Annotated in this window: 17 protein-coding genes and 1 tRNA gene; 7 read left to right on the forward strand and 11 right to left on the reverse strand. The window is 61.7% G+C overall.

Annotated features, from left to right (window positions below):
* Positions 1-2 precede the first annotated feature (2 nt).
* The 9 genes from ACR0CU_RS14050 to ACR0CU_RS14090 all read right to left on the reverse strand — a co-directional run bounded on the left by ACR0CU_RS14050 (position 3) and on the right by ACR0CU_RS14090 (position 12,672).
* On the reverse strand, positions 3-1,010 hold the full coding sequence (locus tag ACR0CU_RS14050; protein WP_170447992.1) for an FHA domain-containing protein: 1,008 nt from the start codon (positions 1,008-1,010) through the stop codon (positions 3-5).
* Positions 1,011-1,217: 207 nt separating this feature from the next.
* The gene (locus tag ACR0CU_RS14055; RefSeq protein WP_170447994.1) at positions 1,218-3,359 is read right to left on the reverse strand and encodes a serine/threonine-protein kinase; all 2,142 of its coding nucleotides are present in this window, start codon (positions 3,357-3,359) and stop codon (positions 1,218-1,220) included.
* A gap of 340 nt (positions 3,360-3,699) precedes the next feature.
* Complete coding sequence (locus tag ACR0CU_RS14060; protein WP_170441267.1) at positions 3,700-4,983, reverse strand: dynamin family protein; 1,284 nt, start codon at positions 4,981-4,983, stop codon at positions 3,700-3,702.
* On the reverse strand, positions 4,980-7,022 hold the full coding sequence (locus ACR0CU_RS14065; RefSeq protein ID WP_170365735.1) for a dynamin family protein: 2,043 nt from the start codon (positions 7,020-7,022) through the stop codon (positions 4,980-4,982). Before ACR0CU_RS14065 ends, ACR0CU_RS14060 begins: the two co-directional genes overlap by 4 nt.
* Before the next feature lie 71 nt (positions 7,023-7,093).
* Positions 7,094-7,951 (reverse strand): hypothetical protein, encoded by an 858-nt coding sequence (locus ACR0CU_RS14070; protein WP_170447997.1) that lies wholly within the window; start codon positions 7,949-7,951, stop codon positions 7,094-7,096.
* Positions 7,952-7,974: 23 nt separating this feature from the next.
* Positions 7,975-8,376 (reverse strand): hypothetical protein, encoded by a 402-nt coding sequence (locus ACR0CU_RS14075; RefSeq protein WP_170365737.1) that lies wholly within the window; start codon positions 8,374-8,376, stop codon positions 7,975-7,977.
* A gap of 126 nt (positions 8,377-8,502) precedes the next feature.
* Positions 8,503-10,221: a dynamin family protein gene (locus ACR0CU_RS14080; RefSeq protein WP_170448000.1), complete on the reverse strand. Its 1,719-nt coding sequence runs from the start codon at positions 10,219-10,221 to the stop codon at positions 8,503-8,505.
* Positions 10,222-10,228: 7 nt separating this feature from the next.
* A complete protein-coding gene (locus ACR0CU_RS14085) occupies positions 10,229-12,241 on the reverse strand; it encodes a dynamin family protein (RefSeq protein WP_170365740.1) in 2,013 nt (670 codons plus the stop codon).
* Positions 12,242-12,243: 2 nt separating this feature from the next.
* The gene (locus ACR0CU_RS14090; protein WP_093963272.1) at positions 12,244-12,672 is read right to left on the reverse strand and encodes a hypothetical protein; all 429 of its coding nucleotides are present in this window, start codon (positions 12,670-12,672) and stop codon (positions 12,244-12,246) included.
* A 738-nt stretch (positions 12,673-13,410) separates the two neighbouring features.
* Here ACR0CU_RS14090 and ACR0CU_RS14095 point away from each other — a divergent pair.
* Positions 13,411-13,495 (forward strand) — tRNA-Leu (locus tag ACR0CU_RS14095).
* Between the two features lie 44 nt (positions 13,496-13,539).
* Here the strand turns inward: ACR0CU_RS14095 and ACR0CU_RS14100 are convergent.
* On the reverse strand, positions 13,540-14,061 hold the full coding sequence (locus tag ACR0CU_RS14100; RefSeq protein ID WP_480643285.1) for a winged helix DNA-binding protein: 522 nt from the start codon (positions 14,059-14,061) through the stop codon (positions 13,540-13,542).
* Between the two features lie 182 nt (positions 14,062-14,243).
* Between ACR0CU_RS14100 and ACR0CU_RS14105 the strand changes: the two genes are divergently transcribed.
* The 6 genes from ACR0CU_RS14105 (at position 14,244) to ACR0CU_RS14130 (ending at position 19,676) form a co-directional block, all read left to right on the forward strand.
* Positions 14,244-15,215 (forward strand): TRAP transporter substrate-binding protein, encoded by a 972-nt coding sequence (locus ACR0CU_RS14105; RefSeq protein WP_480643287.1) that lies wholly within the window; start codon positions 14,244-14,246, stop codon positions 15,213-15,215.
* Between the two features lie 64 nt (positions 15,216-15,279).
* Positions 15,280-15,831, forward strand: a complete 552-nt coding sequence (locus ACR0CU_RS14110; RefSeq protein WP_480643289.1) for a TRAP transporter small permease — start codon at positions 15,280-15,282, stop codon at positions 15,829-15,831.
* A 9-nt stretch (positions 15,832-15,840) separates the two neighbouring features.
* A complete protein-coding gene (locus ACR0CU_RS14115) occupies positions 15,841-17,136 on the forward strand; it encodes a TRAP transporter large permease (protein ID WP_170371804.1) in 1,296 nt (431 codons plus the stop codon).
* Positions 17,137-17,144: 8 nt separating this feature from the next.
* The gene (locus ACR0CU_RS14120; protein WP_170448005.1) at positions 17,145-17,873 is read left to right on the forward strand and encodes a 5-oxoprolinase subunit B family protein; all 729 of its coding nucleotides are present in this window, start codon (positions 17,145-17,147) and stop codon (positions 17,871-17,873) included.
* Positions 17,870-18,886 carry a 5-oxoprolinase subunit C family protein gene (locus ACR0CU_RS14125; RefSeq protein WP_170448007.1) on the forward strand — a complete coding sequence of 339 codons (1,017 nt, stop codon included), beginning with the start codon at positions 17,870-17,872 and terminating at the stop codon, positions 18,884-18,886. The genes ACR0CU_RS14120 and ACR0CU_RS14125 overlap by 4 nt, the downstream gene beginning before the upstream one ends.
* Before the next feature lie 16 nt (positions 18,887-18,902).
* Entirely contained in the window at positions 18,903-19,676 is a 774-nt protein-coding gene (locus ACR0CU_RS14130) for a LamB/YcsF family protein (protein WP_170448010.1), read from the forward strand.
* A gap of 22 nt (positions 19,677-19,698) precedes the next feature.
* On the opposite strand, the gene ACR0CU_RS14135 is transcribed toward ACR0CU_RS14130, so the two are convergent.
* The gene (locus ACR0CU_RS14135; RefSeq protein WP_170359559.1) at positions 19,699-20,712 is read right to left on the reverse strand and encodes a LacI family DNA-binding transcriptional regulator; all 1,014 of its coding nucleotides are present in this window, start codon (positions 20,710-20,712) and stop codon (positions 19,699-19,701) included.
* Positions 20,713-20,722: the final 10 nt, after the last annotated feature.

A 20,722-nucleotide genomic window follows, 5' to 3' on the forward strand; every position in this document is an offset into this window, starting at 1 on the left:
CGTTATGCGTCCCGCCAGTCGAAGTTTTCGTCACAGAAGGCCACGAACCGCAGCGATGTTTCGCTGATGCGGATCAGGTCGCCGCTGGACAGCGGCACGGTGCTGAGGACGGGTTTGCCGTTCAGGCGCACAAGGTTTGCCTTGCCGCCATGGCCCAGATAGCATTTGCGGTCTTCGGGGTCATAAGCAATGACGGCGTGGTTCGACCGTGAAATCCCGGTGTCGCCAAAATCCAATTGGATCGCCTGGTCATCGTTGCGGCCAATCTGCATAAGCCCTTCGGTCAGCGTGATGCTGGACCCCCGCCCGGGGCCACTGGTTACTGCCAGCCAACCGACCGGGAATGTCGCGCCTGCGGTTTCGGTCTTGGCCACCGGCTCGGCTGTTTCGATCAGTTCCTGCACATGTGTGTCAGGGCGCTCGAACCCGAGGAAGGTGGTCTTGACGCGCGACCGACGATCCGAGGCCGGCGCTTCGGCGGCTTCCGGGGCGGCTTCGGGTTCTTCGGGCTCGGTGGCCACAGGTTCGGCATCTGCCGCTGCTTCGTCCGGGGCAGTTTCGATTGCAATGGGTTCCGGCAACTCGAACGGGGTCGGCGCCGAGGCCTCTTCCTCTCGGACTTCCTCCAGATCGGGTTCGGCAGTTTCGGCCATGACGGACTGGATGGTCTCTTCTTCTTCGGTTGCCGCAACGTGCAGCGTCACGACCTGTTCGGCTTCTTCCGGCGCTTCAGGCGCGGCTTCGGCTGTTTCTTCGCTTTCTGTTGCCTCTTCCACCGTCTGTTCGGTCTCGGCGAAATCGGGCATCTTCTCTTCAGGGATCAGCTCGTCGGTTTCCTCGTAGCTGTCCGTGCTCAGGTTTCCACCAGCCAGAGCCTGGCGCAGTGCATTGAAGTCCGCAATCGGCTCGGCCTTGTCGGTCGTTTCGACTTCGGGTTCCGACCCTTCGGCTTCTTTGGTTTTGCCGGCACCCTCGAGAAGCCGGCTGAGTGGGCTTTTGTATTTGAACATGGTGTCGACACCTTTTGACTACTTGCACGGGCTTAGGTGACCCGTGGGGCTGCTACGAACCTCTGCGCATGGCGCAGCGGCACTTATGAAGTTGGAAACCTGAAACACTCTTACCTTCCGCGGCGGGCCGGTCCCCACCAGGAGGGCCAAAACGCGGCATCCTCCTCAGCAAACACAATCTGGCGGATCACATACGTACCGGTCTGATCACTCCTGCGCCAAAGGCATCACCGCGGTTGTTTCCGCCCCGTTTCTAAGCACAACCAAACGTGCTTCGGGCTTGTTTTCGGAAACCAACGCGTTCAGCGCGGTATCCAGACTGTCGGCAGCAATCATCTCAGTTCCCGAGACAGTCTCGCGGACAAGAATGTCGCCGGTCTGCAGGCCACCTGCCGTTGCGGCCGGTGCTCCGGCAACAACCGTCTGCCATTCGGGCAAATCGGCGCCGCGGGCTTCGAACGAGTAACCGTTGGCCAGCCCGAACTCGCGGATTGCGGGCAGGGCCAGCAGGCCGTTCTGCGCGCGGGTCTGTCCGATGGGGCGATACCGCGCCGCGACACGGATATAGCCGTCAGGGTCAACCTGGAGGTTGTCCAGAACCTGTGCGGCAAGCGTCGTTCCGGCGCGCACAGGGCTGCCGTTCAGGGTATAGATCGCTGCGCCTCGCTGAACCCATTCACCGATCGTGGACATGTCCTGGTCGGCATCCACACCGGTGATGGCGATGATGTTTCCGGTCGAGGCGCGCCGCTGCGAAGTCGAGAACGGGATTTTGACATCCCAATGGGCATAGCTGACTTGGGTCTCGGCCAGATTGACCGGAGCGCCCGGTGCAACCGCCGCCACTTCGACAGGTTCTTCGGGCTGCGCCGCTTCTTCCTGTGTTTCCACCGCCGGCGGTGTGACAGCCGCTGCGGCCTGCTCGACAGGCTGGTCTTCTGCCACCTGCTGTTCTGTTTCGGTTGCTGCTGCGGTTTCTTCTGCCTTGGTCGTTTCGGGTGCGATCACTGGTTCGGCCGTCTGCGTTTCGGCAGGTTCGGCCGTCTCGGTTGGCGTTGCGGTCTGGATCGGTGTCGGGTCCGTCTCGGTCGAGCCGCCGGACATCACGAAGAAGCCACCAGCAGCCAGAATCGCGATCGCGGCGACACCCGCGATCAATTTGCCGTTGCCGCCCGATCCTTTTTGGACAACCGTGTCCACTGCCGCTGCAGGCTCGTCCTTCTGGGCAAAACTTGCCGGACCGTCGTCGTTCTTTTCGCCATGCCCAAGAGCCAGATCGGAGTTGCCGGCCAGCAGGGCTGTTACCACCGCTTCGGCGTTTTCGCTTTCGGCCTTGATGCGTGCTTTTTCGGCCTCTTCGTCCTTGCGGTCCAAGGCCACGATTACCGAAACGGGGCGATAGGCAAAGCTGTCGAATTCGACACCGGGGCCGCGGAACATCCGCAACCAATCCAGTGCGGATTGAAGGCGGTCGGTCGCGTGGACCTCCATGGCCTTGTCGATCGCCTCAAGGAAGCCATCGGGGTAACCCTGGAAGCGGCCGGTGAGCGGCTGATAGGGATCTTTCTGTCCGTTGTTGAAGGCATTCAGGCGCGATTGGCCGTCGATCGGGCGCTCGCCGCTGATCGCGTGGTAGAGCGTTGCCGCCAACACATACAAGTCGCTGCTGGGACCCTGCTCGGAGCCGCGCACGTAGAACTCGTGCGGCGAGTACCCATCCTTGATCACCCGAAGCGTCAACAGCGCCGCCGATTGGTTGGCAGCCTGTTCGCGCGCGGCGCCGAAGTCGATCAGGATCGGTTCGCCGTTTTCGTCGATCAGGATGTTGTCTGGCGAAATGTCCCGGTGCAGCATCCCGCTTTGGTGGATGAACGACACCGCGGACAGCATCTTTTCGGTGACTTGGACGATAAAGTCCGGGCCGGTTTCGGTCTTGGGGTCCTCGATGTAGTCCAGCAGATCGCATCCACGGATCAGGTCCATTGCGATATACGCAGTATCGTTGTCTTCGAAGACCTGGTGCACGTCGACGATATTGGGGTGGACCAGGCGAGCATGGTTGCGGGCTTCCTGAATGAACAGGTCGATGATCGCGCGCAGGTCGTCCTTGAAGGCCGGATCATTGGGTTCGACCAGGTCACCGTTGCGGCGGCACAAGGCACCCGGATAGCATTCCTTGATGACCACATCGCGTTCCAGGCTGTCACGCGCCAAATACGTGATGCCGAACCCGCCATTGCTGAGGAAGCGAAGAATTTCGTACTGCCCGCGCAGCAGTTTCGCGCCCGGTTGCAGACCTTGAATTTGAGGTTCGTCGTGCGATGCACCGACAGCCTGGTTGTGGTTCATTTCTTCCCGCCCATCATTCCAAAAACTTGCGGCCAAAATAACCGGGCAATCAGCCCACGAACACACAACCAACACAACCGCAGGACACTTGAGAACGGTTAGACGTTTCAAATTTGACTTTAATGGGGCCGCCTCGTGGCTTCACTGAGAACGGTTTCGGGCGCAGATCAATATATTGATCCAAAAGCTGATAGAGTACATATATGTAGTGTTTCCCGGCGAACAAAAAGGATTCAGTCCGGGCGCCAGACGACCCATGGTCCACGGATTCGAAACAATGGAATCATGATTCCAGTGTCAACGATTCGCCGCGCCGCGGCTCAATCTTTGCGGGAATGACTCAGGTTCCGGTCTTCGGAGGGGCCGAAGCGACCGTGCTGCCGGCCCACGCTAGGTTGTCGCTGAGCTGCGCCAGTATGCTGATCGCATCCTTGAGTGGCCCTTCGCCGCTCTCGAATTGAAGCAGCAGAAGCAGGTCGGTGGCCTTTTCGAACTCGCCCGGAATCCAGTCGGCTTCGGGATCGATCTCGGACCCGTTTTCCAAGCGTTCAGCAAAATCCTCGACAATTTCCTGACAGCTTTGCAGGAAGGCGGCCGGTTCGATGTCCGAACTGTCGCGCAGGTCTTCGTAAATGCTGGCGATCGCCGCCAGCCAGTCTTCGAGGATCGGGTTGTCCAGCGGCGGCAGCGCAGATTCCAGACTGGGCTGTACCGTTCTGGTGTCCGAGGCTGCGGCTTCGCCCGCGCCGGTCAAGGTCTCCAAGAACGGCAGGAAGTCCGCGGCAAGGTCCTGCCGTGCGGCCTCCAGATCCGTTCGGCGGCGATGCGACGCAATTTCAAGCACCTTCTCCGCAAGGTTCTGGCCGCCGCAGGTTTCCCACAAGGCGAAGTCCGGTTCCGGCTCTTGCGCCATGGCGCGAACGGCAACTGGTGTCCCGATCGGTACGATCGCGCGGAACATGCCCGACTTCTCCTTCTCCAACCGCGACAGAACGCGATCGAGGGCGTCGCGGACAGGGGGCAGGTCCGTGTGAGTGACGGCTAGCAAGCTGTTGTCGCGCAGGTTTTGCGGGACTTGTGCCCACAAATGGCGTTCGGTCTCGCGCCAAGCGTTGGTTCCGTTCGTGCACCAGATGGCGCAATCGACGAATTTCAACAAATCAAGCGTTTGTTTGTAAGTGTCGTCCAGCGCACCGGAGCCGGGCAGGTCGAACAACGAGATTTCGCGCAGGGCAGGGGTGTTCAGCCCCACCGAGATAAAATCAGGATTGTCGGCCGCGGCCTTTTCCAGGGCGATGCCGGAATAAACCTTTGGCTCGCGGTCCCACCACCCAACGGTCGTTTCAGGCGTGTCCGCATAGGTGACAATCACCAGAGGCAATTTCAGATGTTGCGGACCCGTGGGCAGGATGTCAGCTCCGGCGAGCATGTTGGCGAGACTGGACTTCCCGGCGCCGAATTCCCCTGCAAAACCGATTGAGACCGCGTTTGACAACCGCTCGGCGTGGGACTGTGCCCGCGCGCGCATGCCGTCCAACTCGGGCGTGGACGGAAGGCGTTCGGTTGCGGTCAGAAAACGGTCAAGCTGACGCACTTCCGTCTCGGTTCCGGGAAATTCAATCACTCGGCGGCCTCCGCTTGTCGTTCGTCGCTGTGTTCAGCGCCAAAGGTCGATTGCAATTCGTCCGCGATCCGGCGTGCGCGGTCGAAATCGACCTGCGCCTGGGTGCGCTCACATGTCTCGCCCGTCGCGGTGCGGTTTTCAAGATGCCCGGCGAGCAGGGCCAGGAAATGGTCCAGAGCGGTATTCAGGCGCTCCAGCAGGTTCTCACGCGCGGTATCGATCAGATCGTCTCCGATCATCTCGAATTCCTGCACGATCATGCGCTCGGCGCGAGAGACGACGGATTTCCGCGAAATCAGACGCGACAACCAGTTCACCCGCAACTCGACCGTAATCCCTCGGGTCAATGCGGTGGTATCCGGACGGAACCAGCGCACGGCACTGGTGTTCATACGGCTGTCGGTCGGCTCCTGCCAGCCCGGCAGGGACCGCAGAGACGCGTTGGCCTGCATGTCGATGGCATAGAGTTCGCTGAGCATCCGCTGGCGAATGACCTGAGTCGCACCCTGCACCAGTTCGCGCATGCGTTCGCGCAACGGTGTAAAGTTCAGTTCGGTTGCGCCACCTTTGGCAAGCAACGGGGATTGCCCGTCGGGTCCGCGCACAACCGATACGACGGCTTCGGCCACGGTGTCATCCATCACACCACGCAAGTTTGCCAGAACATCATCCATGTCGCGGGTGATTTCTGCGGTTTTGTCCGATACCAGCTTGCGCAACTCGGCGAGGGTCTTGTCATTCTCGCCAGCCGCATCGTCCGAAGGTTGTCCATCTTCTTCCAGCGCGCGGAGGCGGGCCTTGCTGCGCTCCAGCTCACCCTGGGCAAAGCCGTTCAGATGTTGCCATGCCATACGCAGTTGTTCGTTGCGCGGGCCGTCAGTCAGCGCGGTGGTGACATGCCGGCGCAGGTCAGGCAAGCCCGAGGCGATCATCGCAGCATACCGCAGAACCGCCTCGCGGCTGATCGGGCCAGGACCGCGTTTGATCTCTTCGACGCCCGCAAGGTACTGCTTCATCTGTTCGGGATGCGCCCGTAGCCAGGCGAGGATGTGATCGTGGTTGACGCCGGTTTCGTCCCCGGTCAGCGCGTAATGCGCCCACTGAGCACTGCCCATCAGAACGTCGATGCTGGACTTCCCCAGCGCCTTTTCCAACCCGTCCAAAACGTCGGCGCGTACTTTCGCCGCGTCTTCCGCACCGCCGCCCAATTCGTCGACCCGGTTGATGAAGACCACGATCTGACCCAGCTCAAGCGCCTGCATCAGCCGGAACAGTTTCAAATCGGCGCGCGACAGGGCCTGGTGCGCGGACAGAACCACGACGAAAAAGTCGGATTCCTTGAGGTACTGGCGCGAGATCTCTTCGCGGATCAACAGCGGATCATTGACGCCGGGCGTGTCGGTCACGGTCAGCGGGAACGGGAAGTGTCCAAGATCGAAATACACCTCGGCCTTGCGGGTGATGTCGCTGTACAAACCCCGGTCCGAGCCCGGATCATGTTCGGCTTCGTCGGTCGGATCATCCCCGGCACAGACATAACGGGCAAGATCATCCGACGTCAGTTCTTCGAGGTCGTGATGCTGACCCATCAGCTGTTCGAAACTGTCACCCAGGCGCAGACGAGCGCGGGTTTTCATCGCCTCGACCTGCTCCTCGATCATCTCGCGCTTATAGCTGTCCTCATCGTCGGGGAACATGTTGCGCAGTTCTTCGCCTTCGGCGATCAGCGCCTGCCATTGGCGGTTGTCGAAGAAATGGAATTCGGCCCCCGATGTGCGCCCGGAGGGATGACCGAAATGCATGTCGGTGATCACGGTCGTCCACGGGTTCACGTCCGACGGCAGAAATTCTGCCTGTCCCGTAAAGCCGTTGATCAGACGGGACTTCCCGGCCTTGATCTGCCCGACGAATGCAATCGATGGTTTCAGGCCGCTGAGATCGTCAACGATGCGAGAGATGAACTGACAGGTCTCGTCATTGCTCACCTCTTTCATTTCGCTGGCGATCCGGATCAATTCCCGGCGGTTGGTTTCACTCATAACACTACCCTAAAAACTGGTACCCAAGATTTGCTTAAAACTTAACTTCAACTGTCGCGAAAGCGGTGTCATCAGACCGACTCCCGCAGAGATTTCCACAGGTTGACGACGGCACCCAGCTTGCGCGCGTCATGTACGGCGGCGGCTGTATTGCGACCATCCCGGACCAGAGCGACACCCGCGCCCTTGCCACCTGACGGCCGCATGACGATCAGTTGCGGCTGTTCGAGCAGCCCGGCATTGTCCGCATCCCATCCCGCCAGGTCCTGTGCGAACCGGGTCAACAGATCATCCGAAGGGTGAAGAGGCTGGCCATCGGCGCACAGGCCATCGAACTGGTGGGTCGCCCCCTCGGCACTTGTCAGCAGACGTCCCATGGCGAACCGCTCGGCGCCGTCGAAGAAAGCCGCGGCTACACTGAGTTCTGCACTTTCAGCGCTGTCCTGCTCTTTCGTGTCCTCGACGGGATCCGGGACAACCGAAACCCGCGGCTCTGACGGCAGAACGAGCTCGGCACAGGCTTTCTGCATCTCGCTGAAAGTGATGCCGACGTCATCCGCCTCCAGCGGCCCGTCCGGTTTCAGAGACACCACTTCGATCGGAGGGGCGATCGCTGCCAGGTCGGACACGAGCCGCGCCAGCTTTTCGATCAGTGCTTCGCGCGGTTCGGTTTCGAAATCCGGAAGGGCGCCGGTGCTCGCCGAATAAACATCCGTGATCCGTGAGCTGTTCACCTCGATCGCCAGGATCGTTCCGTTCTGGGTGTTGAACTCCAAGCGTCTTGGAAGAACCGTTCCCCGGATCAGGTTCAGTATGCTGGCCCGACGGGCCTCGGCCGTGTCCCCGGTCAACCGAACGGCCGGCGACAAACGGGGCGTCGCAGACCGCCCGATGTTTTCGAGCATGTCGATTATGTCTGTCGCCATCATGCCGTGACCCCCTCTGGTCCCGTCTAAACTGCGGCCGCTACCGGCCCCAGGCTGAGATGTGATTTCGTAAGCGTCAGCCCGATATTCGCGCTGTCGCGGCAGATGTAGCATACCACGTGTTCCGGATAGGCCCGGGTCCGCATGAAGATGTGCAGCCGGTCGTTCGAAAACACCGAGATTTCCCCAAATCCCGGGTTCTCCGGATCCTGTAGTCCGGCCGAGGCCAACAGCGCTTCGAATGCTTGAACGCCCCGGCCCTGAAACAGATTTGCCACCGCAACGGCGAGGGTTTCCAAGGCTGCGCCATCCTCGGTCCCGGTTGCCGACATGCCCAGAAGCATGCCCGTTTCCATGTCGACATATCCCGCTGCGATGCAGTCGGGAATGGTCTCCATGGCGGTGGTCAATGCGGCGTCAATCGTCATCTAAAGCTCTGTTATCCCTTATTAAGCCCAAAGGCGCAGCGGTTCGAAACCGTCGCGCCGCTGAGTAGCATTGCCGTTCGGGACGGGAAACGGTTTATCGTTTCCCGCGTGTCCCTTGCGGCCCGGTTACAACACATGCCACTCCGCCCTGTCTTTCGGATTTGGCACCGGTTGAATCCTGTCCTGTTCGTCGCGCCCGGTGTGCTCGTGAGCGATCTTGTCGAACTCCTCAAGAAAGGCCTGGAACACGGCGTGCAGCCCGTCCACGTCTTGGGGAATTTCTTCGCTCGCCGCGATTTCGCGCCACATCGCCGCCGCGCTGAGCGGAGCTCCTGCCGGCACGCTCAAAAGGTGTTCCAGCGAGGTTTCGCCTTCGCCGGCCTGCTCACAAGGCGCTTCGGGTTCCTGGTCTTCCGGGGTCTGGGCCGCAATCAGGCCGTTCGATTCCGGCTCAGGTTCATAGGTCGTGGCATCGTCACCCTGTTGCTGGGACAACAGCGAAGCGATGGACGAGACCGAGTCTTCGACACTGGGTGCCGGGGTCTCGTCCTGATCGTCCGTCGCCGGCGCGGGGGACTCGCCGACCAAACGTTCTGACAGCGTGGCCAGCAGGTCTTCGTCCTGGGCACCCTGATCGTTGGTCTGGTCATCGGCGTCTGCGACCAGCATTTCGTCGTCCTCGACGTCGAGCGTATCGTCATCGATATCGTCAAAGTCTTCGTCGTCCAGCGGAGTCACCGCAGTCGAAGCTGCCGCGACGCTGAGCCGATCCTCATCCTCGTCCCGGAACAGGGCTCGCAAATCGTCATCGGGCACCGGCGTCATTTCGGCGCGCAAACGGTCGGCGTCATCCGGGTTGATCCGCTCGCGTTCGGTTGACTCACCGCGGCGCTCCACTCGGGCCGGTCGAACCGGGAAGGTTGCGATCACATCGTCCGAGTTCCGGACCGCCTCGAATCCATCATCCTGATCCAGCGGGTTGGTCAATTTGAAAGGCGCGGGCTCTTCGGCTGCGGTCTGGCGATCGGATCGTTCGGGCCGCACCGGTTGAACCGGGGGCGTGCCGGCGAGGCTTTTGTCGATCTGGTAGCGGGCAAGCTTTTCCGCACGGCTGTCCATGATCTGCTCGGTGATCTCAAGAAAGCTGTCGATCATCTTGCCGCCGCCGCTGCGCGACCACAGCTCGGCGTCGCCCGTTTTGTCACGCGCGATGATCGCGTCACGGGCGGAAAACAGGATTGTCCGATTGAACAGGTGCCCCGCTTCGCGGTTGATGCGGCGCAGCACTTTCTGGCGGTCTTTCAGATCCAATGCGTCCGCGCGCGTGACCAACAGAAGCGAGTTGTGCTGAAGCCGTTCAGGCAACGAAACCCACGTGGCGCGTTCGGTCTCACGCCAGGCTTGGGTCGAGTGGGTACACCACAGCACCCCGTTGGCCTGACCCACCGCACGGCGCCAGACATCGGCCTGAATTTTGGGGTCTGAAATGCCGGGCGTGTCGATCAGGTCGACGGCCTCGAGAATGTCCGCTTCAAGATAGATGCGGATGAATTGCGCGTCGTTGACGCCCACCTTGTCCAATTCGTCCAAACCAATCGGAGAAGTGGTCCCGTCATGGCGCTGAACGTAAGCCGGTTTGTTGCCCCAACTGAACCAGACCGGCGGCAGCTGGGTGGCCGTCACCTGCGTCGGTAGGGCCTGCTTGCGCAGCAGGAAGTTCATGAGCGTGGACTTTCCGGCGCTGAACTCTCCCATCAGCGCAAAAACCGGTTTGCGGCGGGACCACTGCTCGATGCGTTCCCATGCCCGAGGAGAGACGAAGCGGATTTGTGAATCTTTTGCCATGGCTTTCTTACGCTGCTTCGTTGCTGAGGTCTTTGAGGATGTCGCCGAGGATTTCGTCACGAGATTTCTTCGGCTCCAGTCCGGCCATCAGGTCCGGGGCGGTGCCCGGTGCCTTTTCTGCGGATTGCGAGATGCTCAGAAGGGTTTCCTGCTGCTCGCGCATGAAATCCGACAGGACGGCCCGAACATTTTCCAGAACGGCTGCGATCTGGGTTTCTTCGAGATCCTTGGTGATCGAATTGGCTTCTGATGCGATCAGGCGGGTGTAGTCCGCCGCATAGGCTTCAAACCCTTTCCGGCGTTGCCACCAGCGTCGCCACCATGTGCTTTGAAGGTCCAGCGCGATCGTTCGGCCAATGCCCAATGGCGGCGGTACGCGCGGCACAATGGGCGCCTCGATGCTGAATTCGCCCAAGTGATTACCCAGAAGCTTCTGATACAGGGCCTCGACATCCGCGGCGGCTGCGGAATACAGCGCGCCGGCGTCCTTGCGCATTGCGCGGGCAAAGCTGAAATAGGCGGCCTTCTGAAGGGTGCGAAGCCCGGCCGGGTCGTATTGCCAGGTGCCCTGTTCGCCGTTCTGCTCGAGATGCGCGATCAACGAGTCCGTTGCACGTTTGACGAAGTTTGCCTCGGCCGAAGCCAAACGTTCCAACACCTTGTCGCGCAGGGACGTCGTCAGGGCGGCAGCTTTCTTGTCATATTCGGCCGCGACGGTGGCGATCGCATCTTCAGGTGACACGCCGTCCAGATCGCGAACAACACCGTCTCCGCCCGACAGGCTCTTGGCGACCGAGGTGGCGCGAATCTGACTTGCGATGTTGCGGGCGCGATGACGGACACGGTCCAAAAGACGCGTTCCTGCGCCTTGGGCGATACGTTCGTTCATGGCCAACAGCAGGTCAGGCAGACCAGAAAGGGCCCAGATCTTGTCCAGCGATGCGGCCTGATCTCCAAAGCCGGCGGCCAGATAGAACGTGTTGAGGGCCTGGCGGGAATCGTCGGTGAGAATGTCCGGGTTGCCGGTCAGCGCGGCCTCGGCCCACAACGCACTGCCGAAAACAACGCTGGTGCTTGTGTCGATTCCGTTTTGCTTGAGTGTATCCTGAATTCGGTCGCGAATTTCGGGGACTTGCTTGACCGGGTCGGTCAGCTCGTCGATCCGGTTGACGAACAGGACGATCTGCCGGTTCTCGAACTGCGCGATGATCCGCATCAGCGCCATGTCCATAGTGGTCAGCGCCTGGCTTGCCGCCAGAACCACGACGCAGACCTCCGATCCGCGCAGGCTGCGCAGAGTGATCTGTTCGCGCACCATGAACGTGTCGTTGACGCCCGGCGTGTCGCACAGTTTCAGCGCGATCGGGTACTGCGGAATGTCCATGTACAATTCCGCGGCTTTGGTCACGTCGGCGAACCGGCCCGTTTTCGGGTTGATGTCCGGATCGTCTTCGTCACCCAGGCAGACATAGCGCTGGATCAGCTCTTCGTCGAAGTAATCGTATTGGTGGCTTTGGCCTAGGATCAGGTCAAAATGCTTGCCAAGGCGTTCCTCGGACTTGGCCTTCATCTGCGCGATCTGACGGCGGATGTCCTCCATCTCGTCGTCGGCGCCTGCGCGATTGGCCAGTTCGCCCAAACGGCCACCGCCGACCATAAGATTGTCCCATTCTTCCTGCTCGAAGAACGTGAACTTGGATCTGTATTCACCGGGCATGCGGGTGTTGATGTTCAGCGTGGTCACGACCGAGGTCCACGGGTTCACATCCGACGGCAGCAGACCGGGCCGACCGGCCAGAATGTTGACGATCGAAGATTTGCCCGCCTTCACCTGGCCGACGAAAGTGACGCTGGCGGTGAAGTTTTCCATACGGGTCTTGAGCGTGGCCAGCCGCGCAGTCGAGCGCGCATCCGCCACCTCTGTCAGTTGGTCGATCTGTGTCGTCAGTGCGGACATGGCTTCCGACATCGGCGCCAATGCCTCGTTTCCTACAGACAAAAGGTGGTCGTTGCGGGCCATGTTCAGCCTCCGGTTCCGGTTGCAGCGATTTGGGTATGCCCGGATTCCGTCAAACTGGCAGGCGCCATGCCTGAAAAGCTGTCGATCCGGGCGATCAGTTCGAGAGCGTTGCCCAGCATCTCGGCCTCGGTTCCGGGCGAGATGGTATCGAAGGCGCGCGAATCGGCCAGCACTTCGATCGAGCTGAACCGGGTTCCATTGTCCAGGCGCGCGACCCGACGTCCGGTCGGAAACCCATTTGATTTGGCCGATGGAAGGGGCATTCGCGCATTTGCCAACAGGTATTCGTTGCCCTCATGCGTCTTCAGGGCAATGCCGAAACCTGTGTTCGGGAATTGCTGGTTGAGGTTTTTGAGCTCGCCGACAAAGCTTTCTCTTGCAAGAAAGACGACGTCTTGCTCGGTGGCAGCGGAGTTGATCTGTTCGGTCACGACTGAGACCCTTGTACTGGAGTTGAGCAAAAAACTCGTACGGTGCCGAAAAGGCGAAAAAGACTCATTAACTCCTTGGTAGACAGAATTACCTTCATCACGGTGTTATTTTGACGTGATTGAGATATTTTGGCGTTTGAAATGTGGCGCAATTATGGTGGCCGTTACATGACAATGCCGCAACTTCAGGATGTATAAACCAAAACAGGCAAGACTGCCGGGCTTGGATCAGGGGTGTGTTTCGGCGTGCGATTGGGTTAGTCGTGATGAATTCGACAGATAGCTAGTGTTTTGTAAAATAGATGAAAAATAGAAAACCAGATCAGAGGTTGAGTGCACGCCACGGCAGAGGGCGGAGGGACCGAATTGCTATGGGTTCAGTGTGGGGTTGATGAGGGTGGTCGAGACGTCCCCATGCGACCCACAACGTCAGCGAGAATTTAGCAATTTTTGAAAATTTGGGAATGTGTCCAAAAACAGAACAATTATGGCGCTTTGTTTCGCTCCGAAAACGACGGGTTTCCGCGTCAAGAAATCCATTTGGCGATAAAAATAAACCGGGAAGCCGGATGCCAAACATTCTGGCGCCGTTGCGCGGGTCGATCTTCCCCTCGCCTAGGTCATTTCCATTGTTTCCGAACGGGGGTCAATATTCCGCCGCAGACGGCAAGATTTCCTCTCGCGCTTGTCCAAAAGGTTTGTTATCAGCCCTTCCATTCGGCGCGTCGGCGCCGTGTTGCGGGTGTGGCGAAATTGGTAGACGCACCAGATTTAGGTTCTGGCGCCGCAAGGCGTGGGGGTTCAAGTCCCTCCACCCGCACCATTTTCTTTCTTACCGATCATGCTGCGTGGGCGGATGCTTAGGCGCTACAAAGATGCCGCCGCGCGGCTGGCTTGGTCATAGTGGCCGGACAGGGCCCGCAGGTCGCGGGCCAGGTCCCTCAGATCCGGGCCCGACAGGTCGGTGGCTGACAGCCCCTCCAGCAGGCATTGCTGGCGGACTTTCCGGTAGGCGTCGCATAGCTCTACGCCCTCGGGCGAGGTGCGGTAGAACACCTCTTTCCCGCGCTTTTCCGACGTCAGAAGCCCAGCCTTCAGCAGTTTCCGTAGGGCGTAGTTCACGGTGTGGCTGTCCTCGATGTTCAGAAGAAAGCAGATGTCGGTCAGGCGCTTGTCGCGTCCGCGGTGATTGACGTTGTGCAGGATCAGGATGTCGAGCGGTCCCAGATCGGCCTGCCCGGCCGCCGCCATGCAGCGCGTCATCCAGCGGGAAAAGGCGTTGTAGACGATGATCAGGCCGAATTCGAGTTCGGACAGCTCCCAGCCCTCGCCCTCAGCTAGGTGGCGGGATGACACGATGCGGCGGTTGTCGGGTTGAGAATCGGACATTGTCGGGCCTCTTGATCTGCAAAACGCTGAGGATTTATCAGCGTTTTGGCATGAATGGCGCATATTTTCAACGCTGTAGCATTCGGACTCTCAAGCGTTTCCGTCAGAACAATAACAAAACGTTGACAAATCGTAAACGTTGAGTCAGCTTCTGCGCCAGTACTCAAGCAGGGAGAGCCAAAATGAAAATGATGAAAATTGCCGGTGGCGCGGTTGCCGCGCTGGCCGGGTTGGCCATGCAGGTGCAGGCCGAGACCTGGGACATGCCGACGCCCTATCCGGACGCCACCTTCCATACCGTGAACATCCACGACTTCGCCAAGGACGTGGCCGCGGCCACCGACGGCGCCCTTGAAATCAAGGTCCATTCCGCCGGGTCGCTGTTCAAGCACCCCGAGATCAGCAAGGCAGTTCGCAGCGGCCAGGTGCCCGTCGGAGAGTTTTTTCTGTCGTTGCTGGCCAATGACAACCCGGCCTTCGGCGCAGACTCGCTGCCGTTCCTGGCCACCAACTATGACGACGCCCAAAAGCTGTGGGCGGCACAGAAAGACGTGATCAACGGTCTGCTGGACGAGCAAGGCATGATGGTGCTGTACGCGGTGCCGTGGCCGCCGCAGGGCCTGTACACCACCAAGGAAATCAACAGCGTGGATGACCTGGCGGGCCTGAAGTTCCGCACCTACAACGCCACGCTGGAAGAATTCGCCAACCTGGCGGGCGCCGCGCCCACGCAGGTCGAGGTTCCGGATATTCCGCAGGCCTTCAGCACCGGCCGGGTCGAAGCGATGATCACCTCGCCCTCGACCGGGGTGAATTCGAAGGCGTGGGACTTTCTGACCCACTACACCGACATCCAGGCCTGGATTCCCAAAAACGTGGTCGTGGTGAACAAGCGCGCCTTCCGCCGTCTGGATGACGCAACCCAAGCCGCCGTGTTGGAGGCTGCCGCCGCCGCCGAAGCTCGCGGCTGGGAGATGAGCCAGGCCGAGACCGCCAAGCAGACCGTGGTTCTGCAGGAAAACGGCATCACCGTAGTGCAGCCGTCCGAAGAACTGATGGCCGGCCTGCGTGCGATCGGTGCGCAGATGCTCGAGAACTGGACCGCCGAGGCCGGCGACTCGGGCGCTGCGTTGCTCCAGGCCTATCAGCAGTAAACGATCCGACCCGGCCGGGCGCGACACGTCCGGCCGGGTTCGACAACAAGGGGAGGGGATGGCGATGCTGCGGCGCAGTCTTGATTTCATCTATCGTGCGGCCGGCGGATTGGCGGCGCTGTTCATTCTGGCCATCGTCGTGCTGGTCTTTGCGCAGGTCGGGTTGAACTTGGCCGACAAGATCTGGGCCGCGTTGACCGGGCAGGGCGTGGGCCTGACCATCCCGTCCTATGCCGATTTCACCGGATTCTTTCTGGCCGCATCCAGCTTTCTGGCGCTGGCCTATGCGCTGCGCGCCGGCGGGCATATCCGGGTGACGCTGCTGATCGGGCGAATGCCCAAGGGACCGCGCCGCCTGACCGAGGTCTGCGTGGTGACAATTGCCCTGGCCATGAGCGCCTATGCCACCTGCTATCTGGGCTTGCTGGTGCTGGAATCTCTGGAATATGGCGACCGCAGCCCGGGCATGGTCTCGGTGCCGTTGTGGATCGTGCAGATGCCGGTCCTGCTAGGACTGGCCATCCTGACTCTTGCCCTGATCGACGAACTTGTCGGCCTGCTGGCGGGCCGCGCGCCCAGCTGGGACGGCAAGGGCGAAAACCTTTTGAGCGAATAGGGCCAGCAGATGTCGATTGCCACGCTTTCCATCATTCTTCTTGTTCTGCTGTTCGCCTTTCTGGGGTCGGGCCTATGGGTGGCGTTTTCGCTTCTGGGGGTCGGGATCGCGGCGATGGCGCTGTTCTCCGATGCGCCACTGGGGCTGGTCATGGCGACCACCTTGTGGGGGCACAGCAATTCCTGGGCGTTGGCGGCCTTGCCGCTGTTCATCTGGATGGGCGAGATCCTGTTCCGCTCGCGCCTGTCCGAAGACATGTTCACCGGCCTGTCGCCCTGGATGAACCGGCTGCCGGGGCAGTTGCTGCATGTGAACGTCTTTGCCTGCGGGATCTTTGCGGCAGTGTCCGGGTCGTCGGCGGCCACGGCGGCCACGATCGGCAAGCTGTCGATCCCGGAACTCTCGCGCCGCGGCTATCCCGAGAAGATGATCATCGGCACGCTGGCCGGCTCGGCCACGCTGGGCCTGCTGATCCCGCCGTCGATCATCCTGATCGTCTATGGCGTGGCGACCGAGCAATCCATCGCCCGTCTGTTCGTGGCCGGAGTTCTGCCGGGACTGCTTTTGGTGGGGCTGTTCGTGGGCTATGTCGCAATCTGGGCGCTGATCAACCGCGCCAACCTGCCCACCGAGGACATCCAGGCGAGTTTCGCGGAAAAACTGCGTCGCTCGCGCCGACTGGTGCCGGTGATCCTGCTGATCGTCGGTGTGATCGGCTCGATCTATGCCGGGATCGCCTCGCCCACCGATGCGGCCGCCGTGGGCGTGGTGCTGGCGCTGCTGCTGTCCTGGCGCGAGGGCACGTTGACCCGGGCCAGTTTCGTCGACGGGCTGATGGGGGCCACGGTGACCTCTTGCATGATCGCCTTCATTTTGGCGGGGGCCTCGTTCCTGACCGTGGCGATGGGCTTCACCGGCATTCCGCGTGTTCTGGCGGAATGGATCGGGTCGCTGGGCCTGTCCACCTTCACGCTGCTGGCGGCGCTGACCGTGTTCTTCGTGATCATGGGGTGTTTTCTGGACGGGATCTCGGTTGTGGTGCTGACGGCTTCGGTGATCATGCCGATGGTGATGCAGGCGGGGATCGACCCGCTGTGGTTCGGGATCTTCCTGGTGATCGTGGTCGAGATGTCGCAGATCACCCCGCCCGTTGGCTTCAACCTGTTCGTGCTGCAATCGCTGACCGGGCGCGACATCCTGCGGGTGGCCCATGCGGCGCTGCCGTTCTTCTTCCTGATGATCGTGGCGCTGGTGATCATCGTGGTTTTCCCTGGCATCGTGACCTATCTGCCGAACCAGATGTGACGGGAGCGATGCAGGATTTTCCGATCATACGAACCGCCGGGGTGGACGGGCTGTTGATCAGCTTTGCCGCCGCACTCAGCGAACCGGCCAACCGGGCCGCGCTCGCCTTTCGCGCCGCGCTCGAGGCGGAGGGCTGGGCAGGGGTTGAGGAAACCTCGTCCTCGCTGGTCTCGGCCTTCGTCCGGTTCGATCCGCTGCATCTGACGCACGCCACGTTGCACCGGCAGGTGCAGGCGCTGCTGGACCAGCGCGACTGGTACGCTGCCGACCTGCCCGGCGGGCGCAGGTTCTGGCGGGTGCCCACCGTCTTTGGCACGGATCTGGCGCCGCAGCTGGGGCAGGCGGCGCAGGCGGCGGGCCTGTCCGAGGCCGAGGCGGTCCGGTCGCTGTCCGAGGCGCGGGTACGGGTGCAGACCATCGGCTTTGCTCCCGGTCAGCCATATCTGGGTGAGTTGCCGCCCGCCTGGGACATCCCCCGGCAAAAGGAGTTGACCCCGCGCGTACCCGAAGGCGCGCTGGTGGTGGCGCTGCGGCAGCTTGTGCTGTTCTCGGTCACCACGCCGACCGGATGGCAACATGTGGGCCAGACCGCCATCCGTTTGTTCCAGCCTGATATGCCCCAACCCTTCCTGCTGCGCCCCGGGGATGAGGTGCAGTTCACCCCCACCGACCCGGAAACGCTGGCGCGGATGCGCAGCGATCCGCGCGGCGGCGCCAGTTGCGAGCCGTTGGCATGAGCGCGCATCTGACCATATTGCGCGCGGGGCCCGGCCTGACGGTGCAGGACATGGGGCGACCCGGGTATCTGGACATGGGCCTGTCGCGCGGTGGTGCGGTGGACCGGCTTGCATTGGCCGAGGGCGCAGCGCTGCTGGGACAGGCCGACAGTTTTGCCGCCCTGGAAATGGCCGGTATGGGCGGCGAATTTCAGGCTGATCAGGACCTGCGCATCGCCCTGACTGGCGCGCGGATGCGGGCGCAGATCGACGGCGCGACCGCAGTCTGGAACGCCTCGCACCTCCTGCCTGCGGGCGCCCGGCTCAGCATCGGGCCGGCCGTGGCCGGCAGCTATGGTTATGTCAGCATCGGCGGCGGGGTGCAGGGCGATCCGGTTCTTGGCGCCTGTTCGGCGCATCTGACGGCTGGGATCGGAGCCGTCCTGAAGGCGGGGGACCGCCTGGCGATCGGCCCGGACGCGGGCGGTGCAACCGGAATGACCTTCGACCCCGAGGACCGGTTCTCGGGCGGGGAAATCCGCATCGTGGCCAGTTTCCAGACCGACCTGTTCGCCGGCGACGTTCTGGAGCGGCTGCAAACCACTACGTTCCGCCGGGACGCGCGCGCCAACCGCATGGGCGTGCGGCTGGAAAGCGACGGACCGGGCTTTCATGTCTCGGGCGGGCGCAGCGTCCTGTCGGAAACCATCGTGCCGGGTGACATCCAGGTCACCGGCGACGGCACGCCCTTCGTGCTGTTGGCCGAGTGCCAGACCACCGGCGGTTATCCCCGCATCGGCACCGTTCTGCCCTGCGACCTGCCCAAGGTGGCGCAGGCCCCGGCCGGGGCCGACCTGCGGTTCCGTTTCGTGTCGCTGGACGAAGCGGTGACTGCCGAGCGCGCCGCGGCGCAAGCCCGCGCCGCGCTACCCCGGGCGCTACGCCCGCTGATCCGCGATCCGCGCAGCATGTCCGACCTGCTATCCTATCAACTGATCAGCGGCGCCATCGCCCGCGAAGAGGACGTTTTGTAGAAAAGGAGCCTGTGCCATGGCACATCAAGTCGATCTGAACGCCGATATGGGCGAAAGCTTTGGCCCCTGGAAAATGGGCGATGACGCGGCGCTGCTGAAGATCGTGACGTCGGCCAACGTGGCCTGCGGGTTTCATGCGGGCGACTGGGACGTGATGGCCACGACGATGGCGCAGGCGGTCGAAAACGGCGTGGGCATCGGCGCGCATCCCGGCTTTGCCGATCTGCACGGCTTTGGGCGTCAGCGGATGCACTATCCCCTGCCGTCGCTGCAGAACCTGATCCGCTATCAGGTCGGTGCGGCGCAGGCGATGGCACGGGCAACCGGCGGGCAGGTGCGTCATCTGAAACTGCACGGTGCGCTGGCTAACATGGCATCCGAGGATCAGGCGATGGCGCGGGCATGCTACGAGGCGGCGCTGTCGGTGGCTCCGGATCTGATCATCATGGTTCTGGCCGGAACCGCCCAGCAGCGCGCCGCGCGCGAACTGGGCTGTCCGGTGGCCTGCGAGATCTTTGCCGATCGCGCCTACAACGATGACGCCACTCTGGTCGACCGCAGCCTGCCCGGCGCGGTGATCCACGACCCTGACCGTGCCGCCGCGCGCATGGTCGAGATGGTCAAGGCCGGGGCGATCATCACCGAAAGCGGCAAGCATATCCCGACCCGCATCGACACGATCTGCCTGCATGGAGACACGCCCACGGCGGTGTCGATTGCGGCCGGTGTCCGCCATGCCCTGCAGAAGAGCGGGGTTGAGCTCAAGCAGTTCGCCGGTGGCCCTGCCTAGGCTTCTCGATCGACGCGGCTGTTCAATGCGTCTCGCGTTCGATGACGCTGGGGTCCAAAAAGATACTCTCTTCGGGACGTCCGGGATCGACGAGCCTACGCTCCAGCAACGCGATGATCGCGTCAACGGCGGCGTCGATGGGGTTCCGGACTGTCGTCAGGCGGAATGTCGGCCATTTCGCCATGGCGATGTCGTCGAAACCAACAATCGCCAAATCGCCGGGTACGTTCAGAGACAGATCGCGCGCAGCCGATAGCGCCCCGATCGCCGTGGCGTCATTGGCGCAGACAAGCGCATCCAGAGAGGCGCGGGACAACAGACTGCGCGCGGCGCCGTATCCGCTGTCGACCGAGTAATCAGTCGGGTGTTCGGCCACGAGGTCAAGCCCCGCCCGATCCAGCGCCTGGAGGACCCCGGCGCGTCGCCGTGAAGACGAATAGAACTCCTCGGGTCCGCTGAGAAACCCGAACCGGCGCCGCCCCCGGCTGATCAGCAAGTCGGTGATCATGGTCATGCCATCGGCATTGCGGCAGCAGACATTGTCGACACGGGGCCCTTGAACGGGACGGCCTGACGAGATCATCGGGATGCCGAACCGCGCACATCTGTCGACGATCTCTTCGGACATGCTGCCGCCGCGCAGAATCAATGCGTCCAACGGATAGCGCAGCAGCTCTCGCAGCGCCTGATCCGTGTTGGCGCCGGTTCGGTCGATCAGAATGGGCCATTTCTTCAACCCGCTCAGGGCCTGGGCCAGTTCACCTACAAAGGCCGAGTCGTAGGGGCTGCGCATGTTGCCGACGAAGACGGCGACCAAATTTGATTGCCCGGCCTTGAGGCCAGCGGCCAGGGCATTCGGCTGATACCCGGTATCGGCTGCGATCTTGAGGATCCGTCTACGCTTCTCGGAATCGACATAGGCACCGGGCGTGAAAGCGCGCGAAACAGCTGAACGCGAGACGCCCGCAAGGTCCGCAACGGTCTGGGCCGTTGCGCGCCGGGGGCGTTTTGCGTCCTTGTTTCTCTCGCTACACATGCGGTTTGCG

This window comes from Ruegeria sp. BC2 (assembly GCF_056539245.1).

Coding starts and splice junctions, on each gene's coding strand:
- ACR0CU_RS14105 (WP_480643287.1), top strand. CDS start 14,244: ATGAAAATGATGAAAATTGCCGGTGGCGCGGTTGCCGCGCTGGCCGGG.
- ACR0CU_RS14110 (WP_480643289.1), top strand. CDS start 15,280: ATGCTGCGGCGCAGTCTTGATTTCATCTATCGTGCGGCCGGCGGATTG.
- ACR0CU_RS14100 (WP_480643285.1), bottom strand. CDS start 14,061: ATGTCCGATTCTCAACCCGACAACCGCCGCATCGTGTCATCCCGCCAC.
- ACR0CU_RS14050 (WP_170447992.1), bottom strand. CDS start 1,010: ATGTTCAAATACAAAAGCCCACTCAGCCGGCTTCTCGAGGGTGCCGGC.
- ACR0CU_RS14070 (WP_170447997.1), bottom strand. CDS start 7,951: ATGATGGCGACAGACATAATCGACATGCTCGAAAACATCGGGCGGTCT.
- ACR0CU_RS14125 (WP_170448007.1), top strand. CDS start 17,870: ATGAGCGCGCATCTGACCATATTGCGCGCGGGGCCCGGCCTGACGGTG.
- ACR0CU_RS14120 (WP_170448005.1), top strand. CDS start 17,145: ATGCAGGATTTTCCGATCATACGAACCGCCGGGGTGGACGGGCTGTTG.
- ACR0CU_RS14055 (WP_170447994.1), bottom strand. CDS start 3,359: ATGAACCACAACCAGGCTGTCGGTGCATCGCACGACGAACCTCAAATT.
- ACR0CU_RS14075 (WP_170365737.1), bottom strand. CDS start 8,376: ATGACGATTGACGCCGCATTGACCACCGCCATGGAGACCATTCCCGAC.
- ACR0CU_RS14065 (WP_170365735.1), bottom strand. CDS start 7,022: ATGAGTGAAACCAACCGCCGGGAATTGATCCGGATCGCCAGCGAAATG.
- ACR0CU_RS14115 (WP_170371804.1), top strand. CDS start 15,841: ATGTCGATTGCCACGCTTTCCATCATTCTTCTTGTTCTGCTGTTCGCC.
- ACR0CU_RS14080 (WP_170448000.1), bottom strand. CDS start 10,221: ATGGCAAAAGATTCACAAATCCGCTTCGTCTCTCCTCGGGCATGGGAA.
- ACR0CU_RS14135 (WP_170359559.1), bottom strand. CDS start 20,712: ATGTGTAGCGAGAGAAACAAGGACGCAAAACGCCCCCGGCGCGCAACG.
- ACR0CU_RS14085 (WP_170365740.1), bottom strand. CDS start 12,241: ATGGCCCGCAACGACCACCTTTTGTCTGTAGGAAACGAGGCATTGGCG.
- ACR0CU_RS14130 (WP_170448010.1), top strand. CDS start 18,903: ATGGCACATCAAGTCGATCTGAACGCCGATATGGGCGAAAGCTTTGGC.